15 protein-coding genes are annotated in these 16739 nt (G+C 70.3%); 11 read left to right on the plus strand and 4 right to left on the minus strand.

Annotated features, from left to right (window positions below; genetic code table 11):
- The first annotated feature begins 184 nt into the window (after nucleotides 1–184).
- The 3 genes from EXW95_RS18515 to EXW95_RS18525 all read left to right on the plus strand — a co-directional run bounded on the left by EXW95_RS18515 (nucleotide 185) and on the right by EXW95_RS18525 (nucleotide 3835).
- A complete protein-coding gene (locus EXW95_RS18515) occupies nucleotides 185–1825 on the plus strand; it encodes a chloride channel protein (RefSeq protein WP_174368712.1) in 1641 nt (546 codons plus the stop codon).
- A gap of 324 nt (nucleotides 1826–2149) precedes the next feature.
- A complete protein-coding gene (locus EXW95_RS18520; protein ID WP_174368713.1) occupies nucleotides 2150–2827 on the plus strand; it encodes a hypothetical protein in 678 nt (225 codons plus the stop codon).
- Nucleotides 2828–2992: 165 nt separating this feature from the next.
- Nucleotides 2993–3835, plus strand: a complete 843-nt coding sequence (locus tag EXW95_RS18525) for a DegV family protein (protein ID WP_174368714.1) — start codon at nucleotides 2993–2995, stop codon at nucleotides 3833–3835.
- Nucleotides 3836–3890: 55 nt separating this feature from the next.
- Here the strand turns inward: EXW95_RS18525 and argC are convergent, their stop codons facing one another.
- Nucleotides 3891–4934, minus strand: a complete 1044-nt coding sequence (argC, locus tag EXW95_RS18530) for an N-acetyl-gamma-glutamyl-phosphate reductase (protein WP_371810190.1) — start codon at nucleotides 4932–4934, stop codon at nucleotides 3891–3893.
- 440 nt (nucleotides 4935–5374) lie between these two features.
- On the opposite strand from argC, the gene EXW95_RS18535 reads away from it, so the two are divergent.
- The 3 genes from EXW95_RS18535 (at nucleotide 5375) to wecB (ending at nucleotide 9619) form a co-directional block, all read left to right on the plus strand.
- Complete coding sequence (locus tag EXW95_RS18535) at nucleotides 5375–7105, plus strand: hypothetical protein (RefSeq protein WP_174368716.1); 1731 nt, start codon at nucleotides 5375–5377, stop codon at nucleotides 7103–7105.
- A gap of 241 nt (nucleotides 7106–7346) precedes the next feature.
- Entirely contained in the window at nucleotides 7347–8492 is a 1146-nt protein-coding gene (locus tag EXW95_RS18540) for an MraY family glycosyltransferase (protein ID WP_174368717.1), read from the plus strand.
- Nucleotides 8489–9619 carry a non-hydrolyzing UDP-N-acetylglucosamine 2-epimerase gene (gene wecB / locus EXW95_RS18545; protein ID WP_174368718.1) on the plus strand — a complete coding sequence of 377 codons (1131 nt, stop codon included), beginning with the start codon at nucleotides 8489–8491 and terminating at the stop codon, nucleotides 9617–9619. The genes EXW95_RS18540 and wecB overlap by 4 nt, the downstream gene beginning before the upstream one ends.
- A gap of 153 nt (nucleotides 9620–9772) precedes the next feature.
- Here the strand turns inward: wecB and secG are convergent, their stop codons facing one another.
- Nucleotides 9773–9997 carry a preprotein translocase subunit SecG gene (secG, locus tag EXW95_RS18550; RefSeq protein WP_174368719.1) on the minus strand — a complete coding sequence of 75 codons (225 nt, stop codon included), beginning with the start codon at nucleotides 9995–9997 and terminating at the stop codon, nucleotides 9773–9775.
- A 307-nt stretch (nucleotides 9998–10304) separates the two neighbouring features.
- Here secG and rimP point away from each other — a divergent pair, with 307 nt between their 5' ends.
- Genes rimP through infB form a run of 4 tightly spaced genes read left to right on the plus strand, consistent with a single transcriptional unit; the run spans nucleotide 10305 to nucleotide 14124 of the window.
- The gene (gene rimP, locus EXW95_RS18555) at nucleotides 10305–10760 is read left to right on the plus strand and encodes a ribosome maturation factor RimP (protein ID WP_174368720.1); all 456 of its coding nucleotides are present in this window, start codon (nucleotides 10305–10307) and stop codon (nucleotides 10758–10760) included.
- Between the two features lie 51 nt (nucleotides 10761–10811).
- Nucleotides 10812–11996 carry a transcription termination factor NusA gene (nusA, locus tag EXW95_RS18560; RefSeq protein ID WP_174368721.1) on the plus strand — a complete coding sequence of 395 codons (1185 nt, stop codon included), beginning with the start codon at nucleotides 10812–10814 and terminating at the stop codon, nucleotides 11994–11996.
- Nucleotides 11997–11999: 3 nt separating this feature from the next.
- Nucleotides 12000–12287 (plus strand): YlxR family protein, encoded by a 288-nt coding sequence (locus EXW95_RS18565; protein WP_174368722.1) that lies wholly within the window; start codon nucleotides 12000–12002, stop codon nucleotides 12285–12287.
- Between the two features lie 25 nt (nucleotides 12288–12312).
- A complete protein-coding gene (gene infB / locus EXW95_RS18570) occupies nucleotides 12313–14124 on the plus strand; it encodes a translation initiation factor IF-2 (protein WP_174368723.1) in 1812 nt (603 codons plus the stop codon).
- A gap of 54 nt (nucleotides 14125–14178) precedes the next feature.
- Here the strand turns inward: infB and EXW95_RS18575 are convergent, their stop codons facing one another.
- The gene (locus tag EXW95_RS18575; RefSeq protein ID WP_174368724.1) at nucleotides 14179–15399 is read right to left on the minus strand and encodes a hypothetical protein; all 1221 of its coding nucleotides are present in this window, start codon (nucleotides 15397–15399) and stop codon (nucleotides 14179–14181) included.
- A gap of 229 nt (nucleotides 15400–15628) precedes the next feature.
- Nucleotides 15629–16204, minus strand: coding sequence for a hypothetical protein (locus EXW95_RS18580; RefSeq protein ID WP_174368725.1), 576 nt, complete (start codon nucleotides 16202–16204; stop codon nucleotides 15629–15631).
- Nucleotides 16205–16369: 165 nt separating this feature from the next.
- On the opposite strand from EXW95_RS18580, the gene EXW95_RS18585 reads away from it, so the two are divergent.
- Nucleotides 16370–16711, plus strand: a complete 342-nt coding sequence (locus EXW95_RS18585) for a hypothetical protein (protein WP_058976622.1) — start codon at nucleotides 16370–16372, stop codon at nucleotides 16709–16711.
- The last annotated feature ends 28 nt before the right edge of the window (nucleotides 16712–16739 follow it).

The following is a 16739-nucleotide window of genomic DNA, read 5'->3' on the forward strand; positions in this document are numbered from 1 at the left end:
GCGCGATTTGTGAAGGGGCCGCGTGACTTTAAGAGCCCTTCACCGTGACCCGTTCCGCCCCGCACGAGCGGATCGTCCGCGTGGCGGCGGCTGGAGTTTTTGACGATCAGAACAGTGAAATCCCGCCGGGGCCCTCGGGGGCTGTGCTGGCGTTCGGTCCGCAACTGCTCTAGCATGGTCGGCAATGCGTTCCCCGTTGCCCCGCGCCGTCCTGCACCGCCTGGAAACCGGGAGGCTGGTGGTGCTCAGTGTGCTGCTGGGCGCCCTGGTCGGCGGACTGTGCATCGTCCTGCGCCTGACCCTGGACACCCTGATCTCGTTCGCCGTCCGCCTGACCGATTACGCCCCGCCCGGCACGACCGGCGAGGGCGGCCTGATGATGGCCTTCGGCACCGCGGCCCACTGGGGCCTGATCACGCTGCCGCTGGCCGCCGTGGCGTACGCGCTGCTCGTCCGGTCCGGGGAAGGGGACCCCCTGACGCAACTCGTGCGCGGGTACCACCAGCGCGGCCAGTGGGCGCCCCTGCCCACGCAACTCCGCACGCTGCTCGGCACGCTCGTCGGGCATTCCTCCGGGCTGCTGCTGGGCCGCGACGCGCCGTTCACCATGACCGGCATCCTCGGCGCGCGGCTCATGCAGCGCGTCACGCGGCTCGACAGCGTCGAGTTCCGCACCCTGACCCTGGCGGGCGCCGCCGCCGGACTGGGCGCCGTGCTGCACGCCCCGCTGGCCGCCGCCGTCCTGATCGCCGAGGTGCTGTACCGCCGCTTCGAGTTCGAATTCGAGGTCGTCATGCCCTGCCTGCTGGCCGCCGTGGCGGGGACCGCCGTGTACGGACTGGCCTTCGGGTTCACGCCGCTGCTGAGCTTCCCGGACGTGCAGGTCCCGGCGGCGGCGCAGCTGCCCGCGTTCCTGCTCGTGGCGCTCGGCGCGTCGCTGCTGGGGTGGCTGGCGCTGCTCAGCTGCGCGGCCCTGCCCGCCTCGTTCCTGAGCGGCTGGCGGCGCCTGGTCTTCGCGGGGGCCGTCGGCCTGCTGACGGCCGTCGTCGCGCAGCGGCTCACGCCCGCCGTGCTCGGGGACGGCATGGGCTGGGTGCAGCTGGGTGCCGGGGGTTTCCTCGCGGACGGCAGTGAGCAGGCCGCGTGGCGCTGGGTGCTGCTCGCGCTGGGCCTTCACGTCGCGCTGGGTGGCGGCGTGCTGCCCTCGGTCGGCGTGGGTGGCCTGCTGGGCGTGGGACTGGCGAACCTGCTGGGCGTGGACCCGGCGGTCGCGGCCATGGTCGGCGCCGCGGCGTTCCTGACCGTCACGCTGAACGTGCCGCTCGCCGCGACCCTGCTGACCGTCACCTGGGGCGGCGAGGCGCTGCTGCCGGTCACGCTGGCCGCCAGCAGCCTCGCGCACCTGCTCAGCGGGACGCGCGGCCTGATCGACAGTCAGGTGCACGCCCGGCGGGACAGCGCCGTGCACGCGACCACGCCCGCGTGGCTGCCCGACACCGTCCGGTACATTCCGCGCCGCGCCGCCGAGACTCCGGCCGTTCCCTACGACGGCGCCGCCCCCGCGCCACTGGACGCCGACACGCTGCCGCCGCCTGCCAGCGACCGGGAACTGTACCGCCGGGTGGTGCCCGCCAGCTGGCGCGGCGCGCGGCTGGGCATGGTCACCCTGCCCCCCGGCGTGGAGGTCGTGGGCGTCGTGCGGGACGGTTCCGTGCGCCTGCCCCGACCCGACCTGCGCCTGACCGCCACGGACGAACTGGTCTTCCTGGCCCGCCCCGACGCGTACACCGCGCTCGAGGGGGTCCTGCGACTGCCCGGCGCCTGAACCCGCCGGGAATCACGGGGAATCACGCGCCGGGCAGGACCGTCCGGGTTTCATACGGGATCCAGGTGAGTTCAGGTCATTCGGAATCGCCTGGTGGCCCCCTCACCCTTCCGTCGCTTCGCTCCTCAGCTGCGCCGCTCTGCGAATCCCTCCCTCTCTGCTCCGCAGCTCTCCGAGTCCCACCAGGGGAGAGGGGACAATGGAACGCGATCACGTTGCAGGCAAGTCAATTTCATCCCGTATCACACGTGGTCGTGGCGAGCGTCTGGGAAGCGTGAAGGGCCGCGTGAACTGCCCCTGACGGTCCCGGTCACACAATGGGGTGTGATCCCGAAGTCCACCGTGTGGCGAACTGGCCTGCTGGCCTGCCTGAGCCTGCTGCTCAGTTCCTGCCTCCCCGCCCAGGTGGGGCCGGACCTGACGGCACTGACCCTCGTGGATGGCGCCGGGTGGCGGCCAGCGGACCTGCGCGAGCGTTCGCAGCTGCCCGCTGAGCGCCTGTTGCCGCTGGACGAGGCGCTGCGGCGCGCCCCGGTCGGGAGTCTGCTCGTGGCCTGCGAGTACGCGGAGGCCATGTGGGGTCCCTGCCGGCACCTGACCCGCAAGATCAGCGAGGACCGCGTCGCGGAGGAACCTGGCCTGTTCGGACGCGGCGCCGCGGTGCTGCCGCTGGACAGCCTGCGTCGCCGGGACCTGGTGCTGGTCGTGGATTCCGGTGTCCGGGACGCGCACCTTCCAGCCATCCGCCGTGAGATCGGGCGGCTGGGGGACGCACCGTACCTGCTGAACGGCCAGCTGGACGCCTTCGACTGCGGGACGTACCAGAACGCCCTGCAGCGCGCGGCTGGCCTGCCGGACGCTGTTCCCCTCGATCCGCGCTGGGGTGCCTATCTGCCCTCGGGGGTGCTGTCGGTCCCGACAAACACGTTGCTGTTCGCGGGCGGGTCCGGGCGACTCCTGGCCCAGGTGGGTCAGGAGCAGGCGGCCACCGACGCCCATTGACGGTCCTGATCGACCTGGGCCAGGTGCCGGTGGCGTGCTTCCCGCGCGGCTGATATATGACAGTTTTCTTAATTGTCCTGTGACAGGGAGTTGACGCGACGGGTGTGTCCCCATCAAGGGGATTTGCTCACAGAATCTGCAGCAGTTTAAGAATACATAAAGGTCATGATTGCCGTGCTCACCGATTCCACCTGCGACCTGCACCCCGACAGTGCCCAGCAGCTGGGAATCAACATCATCCCGCTGCAGGTCAACATGCAGGAGCGCACCCTGCTCGACTGGCAGGACATCGACCCCGACGCGGTGTACGACCACATGCGCTCCGGTGGCAGCGCCAGCACCTCGCCCGTGACGGTCGCCGCCTTCATGGAGAAGTACTGGGAACTGCTGACCACGCACGAGGCGGTCGTGAGCCTGCACATTTCCGGGAAGCTGTCCGATACCGTCCGTCACGCCCAGGCAGCCGCGCAGCAGCTTGGTGAAACCGGGCGGATTCACATCATCGACACTGAAGTCGCGTCCGGACCCCTGGCGGAACTCGCGATGGTGGCCCGCGATCAGGTCAGTGCCGGGCAGGAGCTGCATCAGGTGGCCCGCGGTGTCCTGGAGGCACGGAATAGCCTGTACGCGGAATTTTCAGTCGCCACGCTGGACTACCTGCGGCGCAGCGGCCGGATCGGGCGCGCGCAGGCGCTGCTCGGTGGTGTGCTTGGCGTGCGGCCCATTCTCGCCTTCGACCGGGGAGAGTTGAAAGCCAACCGTCGCGTGAAGGTCGACCAGGCCGCCGGGGACATGCTGGGCAGCCTCAAGGACCGCTTCGGCACCACGCCGCTGAGTGTGACCATCATGCACGCCGGGCGCGATACCGGGCGCATCAACGCGCTGCGGACGGCCATGGCGGGCAGCGGCCTGAACGTCCAGCGTGGCCGCGTTCAGCTGATGGGTCCCGTGATCGGCGCGCACGTCGGCCCCGGCACGTTCGGCTTTAACGCCCTGCCGCTGGGCTGATTGTTGACGGACGGGCGGCCACCCCACGCGTGGGGGTGGCCGCCTCGCTCCGTGGTCAGGCGGGGTGCAGTCCGGCGAACTCCAGTCCGGTCGTCTCGGGCCAGTCCAGGGCGATGTTCAGGCTCTGGATGGCGTGCCCGGCGGTGCCCTTGACCAGGTTGTCGATGGCGCTCATCAGGACGACGCGGCCGGTGTCCTGGTCCATCTCGAAGCCGATGTCGCAGTAGTTCGTGCCGTCGAGCAGCATGGGGTCCGGGTAGCGGTGGATGCCCTTGGCGACCTTCACGATGCGGATGAACGGCTCCTGGCCGTACACCTCGCGGTAGGCGCTCCAGACGTCGCGGTCGCTGTACCCGTCGGGAATCCAGGCGTGCGCGGTGGTCAGGATGCCGCGCACGCGGGGGGTGCTGATGGCGGTCAGGTGCAGCGGGAAGTGTCCCGGCAGCTCCTGCTGCGCCTCGGCGGTGTGGCGGTGCCCGACGGGTTTGTACACCCGCAGGCTCCCGGCCCGCTCGGGGTGGTGGCTGCTGTCACTGGCGCTGGCTCCGGCGGCGCTGCTGCCGACCAGTCCGGTGGCGATGATGTCCTTAGGAAGCAGCACGCCCAGTTTCAGCAGGGGGTACAGGGCCAGGATGACGCTGGTGGCGAAGCACCCGGCGCAGGCGATACGGGTCGCGCCGCGCAGGTCCTCGCGGTGCAGTTCCGGGTTGCCGTACACCCACTCGCCGAGCTTGTCGGGGGTGGGGTGGGCCTCGCCGTAGGTGGCGCGGTAGACCTCGGGGTCTTTCAGGCGGAAGTCGGCGGACAGGTCCACGATGATCTTGCCTCTGGCCTCGTACTCGGCGATCCTCTTCGCGGCGCTGCCGTGCGGGAGGGCCAGCACGATGATGTCGGCCTCGTCGAGGTCGGCAGCCCGGCGGAATTTGAGGTTGGTGCGGCCGCGCAGGTTGGGGTGGACCATGCTGACCGGTGTGCCCGCGTTGCGTTCGCTGGTGACCTGCGTGACGTTCAGGTGGGGGTGGTTCAGGGCGAGGCGCAGGAACTCGCCCCCGGCGTAGCCGCTGCCGCCGACGATGGCGACGGTCTTCTGGTCGTGCATGCTCATCACCGGGCAGCATACCCCGCCCCGCCAATGCCTGTCGAGTGATACGTCTGGATACGCTGAATCTATCAAATGTAAAGCCGGTGGCTGCCTGATTCGCACAACCGTCAGAGGATCGGACACCTGCGACGATGGACCGGAAACTGCGGCACGGAGAGGCGGTCCGCAGGACAACGTCGGCTCAGAGAGGGGAGAGGGCTCGACTCTGAACCCAGCGGTCCGCGCCACCTCGACCGGCATGCCCTTTCCAACCCGTGTCGTGCTGCTGCTCAAGACGGAGTTCGGGGCGACCGGCGTTCCGCGCGTGGCCTCCACGGAGACTCCGAAGGGCGTTCCGGCGCGGTGATTCTCATGTCCCAGAGTTCCCTGCGCCCGTCTGTTCAGCCGCAGGTTCCCAGGAAGAGGCATGTCAGATCCGGCGCGCTACACTCCGCCGCGTGTCCCACCGACTGCCTGTCCGTCTTGCCCGCGTGGCCGCCCTGAGTGCCCTGCTCGGTTCCGCCGGGGCCGTCACCCTGACCGTCCGCGACACGCCGCTGCTGCCCGGCGCGGCTCCCCTCGCGGACGCACGCTGGGACAACGCAGAGGGCATCAACCTGTGCCTGGGCGAGCGGCTGCTGCACCTGGGGAGCGCCGGGGACCTGGGGGGCGTCTGGCTGGGCGGGTCGTGCCGGGCCGTGCAGGTCAGCCCGGACGGCACCCGCGCCGCCGCGCTGCTGGCTGACCGCGTGGCCGTGGTGAACATTCAGAATCGCGTGGTGAGCGCTGGTCTGCCCCTGCCGGGCGCGACGGGCGCCGGATTCGACGCGGACGGCGCCCTGCTCGTCGGGTCCGGCGCGGGTCTGGAGCGCGTGAACCCGGACGACCTGCGGCGACAGGTGCTGGACGCTGCGCCGGTCGCGTCCCTGACGGTCGCCACCGACGGCGCGCGCGCCGTGGTCGTGCGCGGCACCCGCGCGCAGCTGATCGACACGCGCACCCTGCGGGTCCTGAGCGGCACGGCCTGCGACGACACCTGCCAGCCGGGCCGGGCGGTGTTCAGCGCGGATGGCCGCAGCGTCACGATTCCGCTGGGGCGAACCCTCGTCGCGCTGAGGGAAGGCCTGCCCGCCACGACCGTGCTGCGGACCGGCGATCCGGAATCGGCCGGGCCGTTCACCGGGCTGCCGCTACGGAACAACACCGTGCTGCTGCTGCGCACCGGCGAGACGCAGGTGCGGGACGTGCAGACCGGGCACCGCGAGCGCCGCGCGGACCTGGGCGGCCTGAGCGCCGCGCCGGGCAGCCTCTCGCCGCGCGAGCAGGTCCTGAGCGTCAGCGGTTCCGCCCTGAACGTCGGCACGCCCGACCAGCCCACCGCCCGCACCGCGCTGCGCCTGCCCGGCACCGTGCGGGCCGGGGCGGTCCTCGCGGACGGCTCGGCGGTCACGCTGGCTGGGGACGGCACCCTGCGGGCAGCCGGGCGGGCGGCCCCGGCTCTGGACGTGCAGGGCGTGGGCCGCTTCACGTTCACCCTGACCCGCGGCGGCCTGACGGAACTGCGCGGGGCGTCCCAGGCGGCGCTGGCCGCGCAGCGCGGCGCGGCGGCCCTCAGCGTGAACCACTGGGGCAACCACGTCGCCACCTGGAACGCGCAGGGCCTGAGCGTCACCGCGCAGAAGACCGGGAAGGTCATCTTCAACGCGCCGGTCGCGGGGCTGTCCCGCGTGACCGTCTCGCCGGACGCCACGCGCGCCTACCTGTTCCCCACGCGGGGCGAGGCGCGGGTCATGCTGCTCGCCAACCGCAAGACCTTCGCGCTGCCAGTCACGCCGGGTGTGGCGTACCGCGACGTGCAGATCAGCGGCAAGGGCGTCTTCGCGTACCAGCGGACCGACGGCCGCACCGACCTGTACGCGCCGGGGCAGCGGCAACCGCTGGCGACCCTGGGCGGCGGCGCCACGCGCTTCAGTCCGGACAGCGCGCTGCTGGCCGCCGCGACGCCCACGCCGTCCGGGTGGGTGGTGGCCCTGCACGACCCGGCGACCGGGCGTGAACTGACCCGCGGCGCCCCGCTGGACGCCGCGCCCACTTTCCTGGCCTGGAGTGCGGACAGTCGCACGCTGCTCGTCGGCGCTGGTCCGCTGAGTGGCCTGGGCAGCGCGACCGTCTTCACCGTGACGCCCTGAACACGGCGTTCAGTGGCCGGTACTCACGCGGAGTGTCTGCCCGGCGGGTCCACATGCAGAGGGGGGCCCACCGGGCAGTCCACGCGGACGTGACCTGAGCCCCGTCGGGGATGACCGCACGCCGGTCCGCGTGTCCCTCTGGCTGGAGGCCTGACCCGCCGTGCACTTTCAGCCGCGTATGAGAGGGCGTTCAGGCGGCCTGAACCTTCCGGGCGTGGGAGCCGTTACACTTGGGCCGTTTATGGAGTCACTCCGCGCACTTGCCGCCCAGCTGGGCATCTCCGACCTGACGGGCCGGGGATTTCTCAGCGTCCTGATCACCTTCGTCAGCGCCGGGGTGTTCACCTGGTTCTTCATTCCGCGCCTGCGGGCCTTCGCGATTCAGGTCGGGTGGGCCGATCAGCCCAACGAGCGCCGCCTGAACAAGGAACCCCTCCCGAACGCCGGGGGGCTGGCGATCTACGCCGGGTTCATCGTGAGCATCATCCTGGCGTGGGCGCTACGGCCCATCGCGGTGGACATCGTCAACATTCAGGTCCTGGCGATCCTGCTGGGCGCGTCCATGCTGGTGCTGGTGGGGTTCATCGACGATCAGTACGGTCTGTCGCCCGTCACGCGGTTGATGGTGCAGACGCTCGCGGCGATCCTGCTGCTCGTGAACGACCTGCGGATCGACTTCAACGCCATTCCGTTCCTGCCGGTCCTGCCGGACGTGATCAATCAGCCGCTGAGTACCGTCCTGACGATCCTGTGGGTGGTGGCGCTCACGAACGCCGTGAACCTGCTCGACGGCGTGGACGGCGTCGTGGGTGGGGTGGCGTTCGTGGCGAGCTTCGTGCTGCTCGCCACGGCCGCGCAGTTCCCGGACCGCGCGGCGGCGGTCGTGCTGCTGGCGGGGCTGTCCGGCGCGGCGCTGGGGTACCTGCGGCACAACTTCAACCCCAGCCGCATCATCATGGGTGACGCGGGCAGCACGCTGTTCGGGTACACCCTGGCCGCCGTGAGCCTGCTGGGCACCCTGAAGTTCAGCGCGGGCGCCAGCCTGCTCGTGCCGCTGATCGTGCTGGCGCTGCCGCTGCTGGACACCACGCAGGTCGTCATCGGGCGGCTGGCGCGCGGCATCCGCAACCCGCTGCGTCACCCGGACAAGACCCACATTCACCACCGGGTGCTGGCCCGCACGAGCAGTGCCCGCCGGACCGCCGTGATCCTGTGGCTGGTCGCGCTGGCGTGCGGCGCGGTCGGCATGAGCCTGCAGGGCCTGCGCTTCCAGGCGATCCTGGGCACGATCCTGACGGCCATGCTGTGCCTGGTCTTCGTGGCGTACCGCCGCGTGCGCGCCCGGAACCTCGAACTCGCCCAGACCGGGCAGGGAGACGAAGAATGAAGAAGATTGTCCTCGCCTTCGGGACGCGTCCCGAGGCCACCAAGATGGCCCCCGTGTACCGCGCCGTGGAAGCCCAGGCTGGCCTGACCCCGCTGATCCTGTCGACCGGGCAGCAACGGCAGATGCTCGACGGGGCACTGAACGTGTTCGGCCTGACCCCGGACCGCGACCTGAACGTCATGACCGACCGGCAGACCCTGGCGGACCTGACGGCGCGGATCGTGCCGCAGGCCGGGCGGACCCTGCGCGAGATGGGCGCGGACATGGTCCTCGTGCACGGGGACACCAGCACCAGTTTCTGCGTGGCCCTGAGCGCCTTCTACGAGGGCATCCCGGTCGGGCACGTCGAGGCCGGCCTGCGCAGCGGCAGCCTCAGCGAACCCTTCCCGGAGGAGGCGAACCGCCGCCTGACCGGCGTCCTGAGCACCCTGGACTTCGCGCCCACCGCCGGCAGCAAGGCGAACCTGCTGCGCGAGGGCAAGGCCCCGGACGGCATCGTCGTGACCGGCCAGACCGCCGTGGACGCCGTGCGCGAGGTGGCCGGGCGCGTCCCGCTGCGCGCCGCGTGGCAGGCCCGCGTGGACGCCGGGCAGCCGCTCGTGACGGTCACCATGCACCGCCGCGAGAACCAGCCCATGATGCGCGAGATGGCCCAGGCGCTCGCCCGCGTGGCGCAGGCCCACCCGGACCACCACTTCATCTACCCGGTGCACCTCTCGCCCGCCGTGCAGGAGGCCGTGCGCCCCGCGCTGGAGGACGTGGCGAACTTCGAACTGACCGAACCGCTGGACTACAGCGACATGGCGCCCCTGATGGCCGCGTCGCGCCTGCTCGCCACCGACAGCGGCGGCCTGCAGGAAGAGGGCGCGGCGCTGGGCGTGCCGGTCGCGGTCCTGCGAAACGTGACCGAGCGTCCCGAGGGGGTCGAAGCCGGGGTGCTGCGACTCGCCGGGAACGACCCGGCGCAGCTGGAAGCCACGCTGAAGGACCTGCTGGGCAGCGCGGCCACCCTGGCCGCCATGCGGGCCGCCCGCAACCCCTACGGCGACGGGCACGCGTCGCAGCGGATCGCGCAGGCCATCGCGTGGCACTTCGGCCTGGCCGGGCGTCCCGCCGACTGGAGCTGACCAGCCCGTCAAGGCACAGGACGAGGGGGCCGCGCATCATGCCGCGCGGCCCCCTTCCATCTGCCCATGACTAAAAGAAGGCGGAGGTGAACGGTCCCGCCGATCACCTCCGCCCCCTGCCGGTCCTCTGGTGGGACCCTCAGCGCCAGATGGTCAGCGCGAGACGAGGTTGATCAGCAGCGCGAGCAGCATGAAGAAGCCGCCCAGGACGCTGGTGATGCGGATCAGGCCGCCCTCGACGCCACGCCCGCCGAGCAGCGAGCCGCCGGAGGCCATGCTGGCCGACAGGCCCGCCTGCTTGGGCACCTGCAGCAGCACGAAGAAGATCAGGCCCACGCACACGAGGGCGAACAGCACGATGAACAGGGTCAGAATCATGAGTGGAACCTCTCTGGGGACGGCGCGCGGGCCGGTCGGTGATCAGGTGGGACGTCGTGCCGTCAGATCAAGGCCTGACGGTCCGCGCGGCATTCTAGCGCAGGGCGGCCCGACCCGGCGAATTCACCGTGGACGGCCGCGTGGCAGGGCGGCTGCGCCGCGACCGGCGCGGCGTTTGTGACGTCTGGCCTGCGTTTTGGCTCGTCTGGGGTATACTGGGGGGGTAATTCCTCGGATGGGGGTGGGCGGTTCGCTCACCTTTTTTCGTGGAGGGGGTGGTTTCAGGCTGCTGGTCAGCCGGTACAATATGAATAACAACGACAACAAACTGATGCAACTGGCAAGCGGCGCGCTCGAACCCCTGGGTTTCGAGGTGCTGGAAGTGCAGATGCAGAACATGGGAGGCCAGCCGATCGTGCTGGTCCGCATCGACCGTCTTGACGAGCAGCCGGTCACGGTGGACGACCTGGCCCGCGCCAGCCGCGCGGCGGAAGCCGAATTCGACCGGGTGGACCCGATCGCCGGGGAGTACCGCCTGGAATTCGAGTCGCCCGGCGCCAAGCGGCCGCTGCTGCGCGCCCGTCACTTCGAGCGGATGCTGGGCCTGAAGGTCCGCGTGCGCGGCGAGGGCCACGCGTTCACGGCGCCCCTGACGGGCGTGAACGGCGATCAGGTGACCTTCACGGTGGGCGACGAGCCCGTCACGCTGACGGCCGGGACGTTCCAGGCGAACCTCGCCGAGTTCCCGGACCGCCACCGTTAAGAGCAGGAATCATTCAGGGGTGCCGGACGCGCACCCGCAAGGAAGAGTGAGATGAGCCAGCCGGAATTCAACTTTGCCGACGCGCTGCGTGAAGTGGCGCAGGCCCGCAACATCAACGAGATGCAGCTGATCGAGGCGTTCGAGCAGTCCCTCGCCCAGGCGTACACCCGCAACGTGGAACCCGAGAAGCGCATCGAGGTGCACCTCGACCCGCAGAGCGGCGAGCTGGAAGTGCTGATCGTGCGTGAAGTCGTCGAGAAGGTCGAGGACGAGCACCTGCAGATCTCCCTGGCCGACGCGCTGGAACTCGATCCCGGCGTGGAAGTCGGCATGGAGATGGAGTTCCCCGTCGACCGCGAGAAGTTCAGCCGCATCGCCCTGCAGGCCGCCAAGCAGACCCTGACGCAGAAGATGCGCGAAACCGAACGTAACGTCGTCTTCAACGAGTACAAGGACCGCGAGGGTCAGGTCCTCACCGCGCAGGTCGTCCGCAGCGACAACAAGGGCAACTGGTTCGTGGAACTGGGCGCGGGCGAGGCGATCCTGCCGCCCCGCGAGCAGATCCCCGGCGAGAAGCTCACGCCCGGCAACCGCGTGAAGATCTACCTGAAGGAAGTCCGCAAGACGCCCAAGGGCCCCACGATCCTCGCCAGCCGCGCCGACGAGAGGTTGCTCGACTACCTCCTCAAGCAGGAGATTCCCGAGGTCGCCAACGGCATCGTGGAGATCAAGGCCATCGCCCGTGAAGCCGGGCAGCGCAGCAAGGTCGCCGTGTTCTCCCACAACAGCAACGTCGACCCGATCGGCGCGTGCATCGGGCACCGCGGCAACCGCATCCAGGCCGTCACCGGCGAACTGGGCCGCGAGCGCGTGGACGTGATCCTCTGGGACGCCAACACCCGTGACTTCATCCGCAACGCCCTCTCGCCGGCCAAGGTGGGCCTGATCGAGGTGCTGGCCGACCGCCGCGAGGCGACCGTGACCGTCACCCCGGATCAGCTGTCCCTGGCGATCGGCAAGGGCGGGCAGAACGTCCGCCTGGCCGCGAAACTCACCGGGTTCAAGATCGACCTGCGCGAAACCGCCGCGATCAGCGACCTGGACGCCGCGATGCAGCAGGCCATGCAGGACGAGCAGGAAGGCCGCGACCCGGGCAGCGCCCAGTCGGCGTTCGACGCGCTGTTCAAGGACAGCAAGTCCGTCGCGACCGCCAGCCCGGACGACGAGCAGGAGTAAGCCTTGACCGCCGCCCCCTCTCCCGCCACACCCAGGCCCGCTCCTCACGTCCCGGAACGGACGTGCGTGGCCTGCCGCCGCCGCCGCGCGCAGGGCGAATTCGTTCGCCTGACCCGCGGCGCGGACGGGTACTGGCAGGTGCAGGAGGGACCGCGCGCGGGGCGCGGCGCGTACGTGTGCGCCGACACCCCCGCGTGCTGGGCGGAGAAGCGGCTGCGCCGCGCGTTCGGAGCGCAGGCCCCACGCGTGTCGCAGGTGCTCCTGAGTTCCACTGATTTACCCCGCGCGTGACGCGCGGGTCTCACCGGAGGTGAGCATGTCGAAAGTTCGTATTTACACCCTCGCCAAGGACCTTGGCGTCGAAAACGCGAAGATGCTGGAAATCCTCGACGGGCTCGGCGTGTCCTACAAGAGCGTCAGCAGCACCATCGAGGAAGACACCGTCGAACTGATCAAGGACATCCTGGCCGCTGAAGCCGACGGCGGCAGCGCACCCGCCCAGACCGAGGCGCCTGAGACCGCTGCGCCCGCGCAGACGGCCCCGGCGCAGCCTGCACCGACCGCCGGGCAGCCCGCCGCCCCCGCCCAGACCGAGGAACCCGTGAGCACCGAGAAGGAAATCCCGCACCGCGCGCCCGTCGTGACCATCATGGGTCACGTCGACCACGGCAAGACCAGCCTGCTGGACTACATCCGCAAGACGAAAGTCGCCGCCAAGGAAGCCGGGGGCATCACCCAGCACGTCGGCGCGTTCGAGGCGAAGACCAGCAAGGGCAAGATCGTGTTCATCGACACGCCCGGCCACGAGGCCTTCACCACCATCCGCGCGCGCGGCGCCAACGTCGCCGACATCGCCATCATCGTGATCGCCGCCGACGACAGCCTGATGCCGCAGACCCGCGAGGCCATCGCGCACGCGCAGGCCGCCAAGGTGCCCATGATCGTCGCGATCAACAAGGTCGACCTGCCCCAGGCCGACCCGGAACGCGTCAAGACCGACCTGACGCAGCTGAACCTCGTGCCTGAAGAGTACGGCGGTGACCTGGTCGTCGTGCCCGTGTCCGCCAAGACCGGCGAGGGCGTCGAGGACCTGCTGGAGTACATCAGCCTGACCGCCGAGATCGAGGACCTGCGCGCCGACCCGAAGGGAGAGTTCAGCGGCGTGGTCATCGAGGGCAAGGTGGACAAGCAGGCGGGCGTCCTGGCGACCATCATGGTCCAGGAAGGCACCCTGCACGTCAGCGACTTCCTGGTCGTCGGCGAGAACTACGGCAAGATCAAGGCCATGACCGACAGCGCCGGGGCGCGCATCAAGGAAGCGGGCCCCAGCACCCCCGTGCAGATCCTCGGCTTCAGCGAGGTCCCCAGCAGCGGCGAGAAGGTCATCAGCGCCAAGAACGAGCACGCCGCCCGTGAAGTCGTGGCCAGCCGCGCCGACGTCCGCCGCGACGAGGAAGACGCCCGCGACCGCCGCAAGGGCCAGCGCAGCCTGGAAGACCTCCTCGGGCCGCTGGGCACCATCCGCACCGTGAACCTGATCCTGCGCGCCGACACGCAGGGCAGCGTGGAAGCCATCCAGGGCATCCTCGCCCGCAAGGAAAAGGACGACGTCAAGATCAACGTGATGCTCGCCGGGATCGGCGCGCCCACCGAAGGTGACGTGCTGCTGGCCTCCACCGCCGAGGCGACCATCCTGTGCTTCAGCGTCACCGCGTCCGGCGGCGTGAAGAAGGTCGCGGACACCAAGGGCGTGGACATCAAGTCCTACCGGATCATCTACGAACTCATCGACGAGGTCGACCGCCTGATCAAGGGCAACCTCGAACCCGTGTTCGAAGAGAAGTACCTGGGCCGCGCCGAGGTCCGCATGGTCATCCGCCACCCCAAGAGCGGCAACATCGCCGGATCGTACGTCACCGACGGCAGCCTCAAGCGCAACGCCAAGGCGAAAGTCACGCGCGGCAAACAGGTCGTGTACGAGGGCACCATCGTGGGCCTCAAGCGCTTCAAGGACGACGTCCGCGAAGTACAGACCGGCTACGAGTGCGGGATCAACGTGGACTGGAACGACGTGATGGAAGGCGACATCATCGAAGCCAGCGAAATGGTCGAAGTCGAGCAGAACTAAACCGCCAAATGAAAGCCGGAACCTCCGCGTGGGGTTCCGGCTTTTTCGTGGCGTTCACTCGTTCGCGGCGGGCGTGACGAACAGTCGCCAGTGGTCGTTCAGCAGGCGGGTGTCGCGGGCGGGCGCGGGTTCCAGGGTGACGGTGAAGGGAGTACCGCTGTCCTGGCCGGTCAGGGTGAGTTGCGCGCCCTGCCGCGCCCAGCGCAGACGTTGCGGGGAGCCGCCTGCTGGGGTCAGGGTGAGGGTCTGCCCGTTGACCTCGTAGCGTCCCGCACCTGTGGCGGGATCGTGGGGGCAGTTCATCCACTCGGTGCGGTACAGCGGCGCGAGGCTGGTGCGGTGGGCATTCAGGGCCAGGGTGCGCCAGCGGCAGTCGTTCGCGATGTCGGGGGCGGGGCGGGAGTCGGCGGTCACGCGGTACACGCCCGCGAGGTCGTGGGGAACGGGACGGGGGGACCACCTCTGCACGAAGGTCAGGTTGTTCTGGAGTGGCGCGGCGAGCACGTACCCCAACACGGCGACCCGCGCGAGTGCCCGCAGTGGGCGGGAGCCGGGCAGTCCCGGAGGGGCGGGCAGGGGCCGGGTGGGTTCGTTCCGCACGGCGCGCCACAGGTTCGGCAGGTGCGGCCACAGGATCGCCACGGCCAGCAGCAGCAGGTTCGCGGCCCCGAGTTTCACGAACACGTTGAAGCTCAGGTTCAGCAGCAGCACGAAGCTCATGACCGGCACTGCCAGCAGCGCCCCGGCCAGCGCCGTGCGGCGGTGCAGCAGCAGAAACGCGGACAGCACTTCCAGTGCGCCCCCCACGAACTGGAAGACTGGCGAGGCGCCGACCGTGCGCCACAGCAGGCCCATGTGGTTCATCTCCCCGAAACGGGTCAGGAGGTCCGTGTTCTCCGGCCTGGGCATCTGGAGCAGGAACACCTTCTGCCAGCCGTAGATGAACAGGACGTACGCGAGGGACAGCCGGGCTGCACGCATGATCCACGGGGCGGCGCGGGCCGTCCAGCCCCGGTCGCCCTCCGCACGGCCCCAGGTGAGGGCGCCGAGCAGGGCCAGTCCGGCGTTCAGGCCGAACAGGATGAAGGCGCTGGGTGGCTCTCCGGTCAGGGGCGGGCCGGTCTCTCCGGCCAGGGTTCGGGCCAGGGGCATCAGGGTCACGCCGTACCAGCCGAGCAGGGTCAGCAGCAACCAGCATGCCAGCCAGCGGAGGCCCAGGCCAGGTGAGGGGATGGGCGCGGGCGTGTCAGGCGTCACGTTGAAGTTGGCGGGCACGCCGCTGATTGTGACGACCCGACTCGGTCAGCACGGACCAACATGACCAACCCCCCGCCACGGGGACGGGGGGCCTGGGGGGCGGGGGTGGAGCATACGGATTCCGTTTGTTTCGCCAACAATCCGGAACTTCACCGGATCGCCGGCTCCACGTCCGGAACCCGTTTCTCTCCTGCTCGCATCCGCTCGGATTGAACGGGCTTTACAGCCCATTCAATCGGAGTCCGTATCAGGTGCCGCTGGTGGTGCCGGTGGCGCTGCCCTGGTCGGTGCTGTCGCCCTGCGGTCCCTGGTTGTCCTGGCCGCGCGGGCCGCCGGGTCCCATGGGGCCGTCGTGGTGGCCGCCGCGTCCGGGGCCGCCGGGGCCGCGGCCGCCGAAGGCGAAGGGGTTCTCCGCGAGGTGCTGTTTCATGTCGGCGGCGCGGTCGGCGGGGATGTCCCCGGCCTTCACGGCGGCGTCGATGGTGGCGTTTCCGGCCTTGACGGCGGCGGCCTTGAGTTTCTCGGGCGTGGTGTTCAGCTGCCTGGCGAGGTTGGTGATGAACGTGTCGGCGTAGTTGGTGCCGCTGCGCTGGGGGCGCTCGCCGGGCTGACGCTGCCCGTTCTGGCCCTGCTGCGACTGGTTCTGCTGGGTCTGGTTCTGCCCGGTGCGCTGGCCGGGCTGGGCGGGCTGCACGCGCTGCGGGGCCTGTGCGGTGGTCGCGGCGCCGGTGCTGGCGGTGCCCGTGCCGCTCTGCTGGGCGAGCACGGCGCCGACGGTCAGGGGCAGCGCGGCGAAGGCGATCAGGGGAAGTCGGTTTTTCATGGGGGGCACACTCCTGTTGACTGGGGGCCTTGAACTGAGGGCCTGGGAATGGGGGGCTTCGGGTTCGGGTGGCGACGTCCGGACATCGGCCACGCAGGCAGTGTGCCGAACCGGTGTTAAGGGGCGGCTAATTGGCGTGGGGGCCTTCTGCTATGCTGGGTCGCCTTGAGATTCCCGCGTTCCTTCCGACTGGCGTGGCAGCGTGCGCTGCTGAGCCTGCCGGGCCTGTTCCCCCTGCTGCCGCTGCTGGCGGTGGCGCTGGGTCAGCCCTGGAACGTGCCGGAACCGGGCCGCTGGGCGGCGGGGAATGTCGCCCCGGCCCTGCCGGAGCTGCGGCCCGCGCCGCCGCCCGGTTCGCCCGTGCCGCTGCTGGCCGGGGACGCGCCCCGCCCGGTGGCCCTGCCGCCCGCGCAGGCCCGGTTCACGCTGGCGCTGCCCGTGTGGGCCGAGCCGCGTGTCAGACCGGCGCTGAGCGTGCTGGGACGGCGGCAGTCCGACGGGGGCTGAGCGTCACCGCGGACCGCCCCCCCTGATT

This window comes from Deinococcus sp. JMULE3, assembly GCF_013337115.1.
Taxonomy (GTDB): Bacteria; Deinococcota; Deinococci; order Deinococcales; family Deinococcaceae; genus Deinococcus.

What these genes read in the sequence shown, in the direction of transcription:
- EXW95_RS18515 (WP_174368712.1), top strand. Translation starts at nt 185, where the DNA reads ATGCGTTCCCCGTTGCCCCGCGCCGTCCTGCACCGCCTGGAAACCGGG.
- EXW95_RS18525 (WP_174368714.1), top strand. Translation starts at nt 2,993, where the DNA reads ATGATTGCCGTGCTCACCGATTCCACCTGCGACCTGCACCCCGACAGT.
- argC (WP_371810190.1), bottom strand. Translation starts at nt 4,934, where the DNA reads ATGCACGACCAGAAGACCGTCGCCATCGTCGGCGGCAGCGGCTACGCC.
- EXW95_RS18540 (WP_174368717.1), top strand. Translation starts at nt 7,347, where the DNA reads ATGGAGTCACTCCGCGCACTTGCCGCCCAGCTGGGCATCTCCGACCTG.
- wecB (WP_174368718.1), top strand. Translation starts at nt 8,489, where the DNA reads ATGAAGAAGATTGTCCTCGCCTTCGGGACGCGTCCCGAGGCCACCAAG.
- secG (WP_174368719.1), bottom strand. Translation starts at nt 9,997, where the DNA reads ATGATTCTGACCCTGTTCATCGTGCTGTTCGCCCTCGTGTGCGTGGGC.
- rimP (WP_174368720.1), top strand. Translation starts at nt 10,305, where the DNA reads ATGAATAACAACGACAACAAACTGATGCAACTGGCAAGCGGCGCGCTC.
- nusA (WP_174368721.1), top strand. Translation starts at nt 10,812, where the DNA reads ATGAGCCAGCCGGAATTCAACTTTGCCGACGCGCTGCGTGAAGTGGCG.
- infB (WP_174368723.1), top strand. Translation starts at nt 12,313, where the DNA reads ATGTCGAAAGTTCGTATTTACACCCTCGCCAAGGACCTTGGCGTCGAA.
- EXW95_RS18580 (WP_174368725.1), bottom strand. Translation starts at nt 16,204, where the DNA reads ATGAAAAACCGACTTCCCCTGATCGCCTTCGCCGCGCTGCCCCTGACC.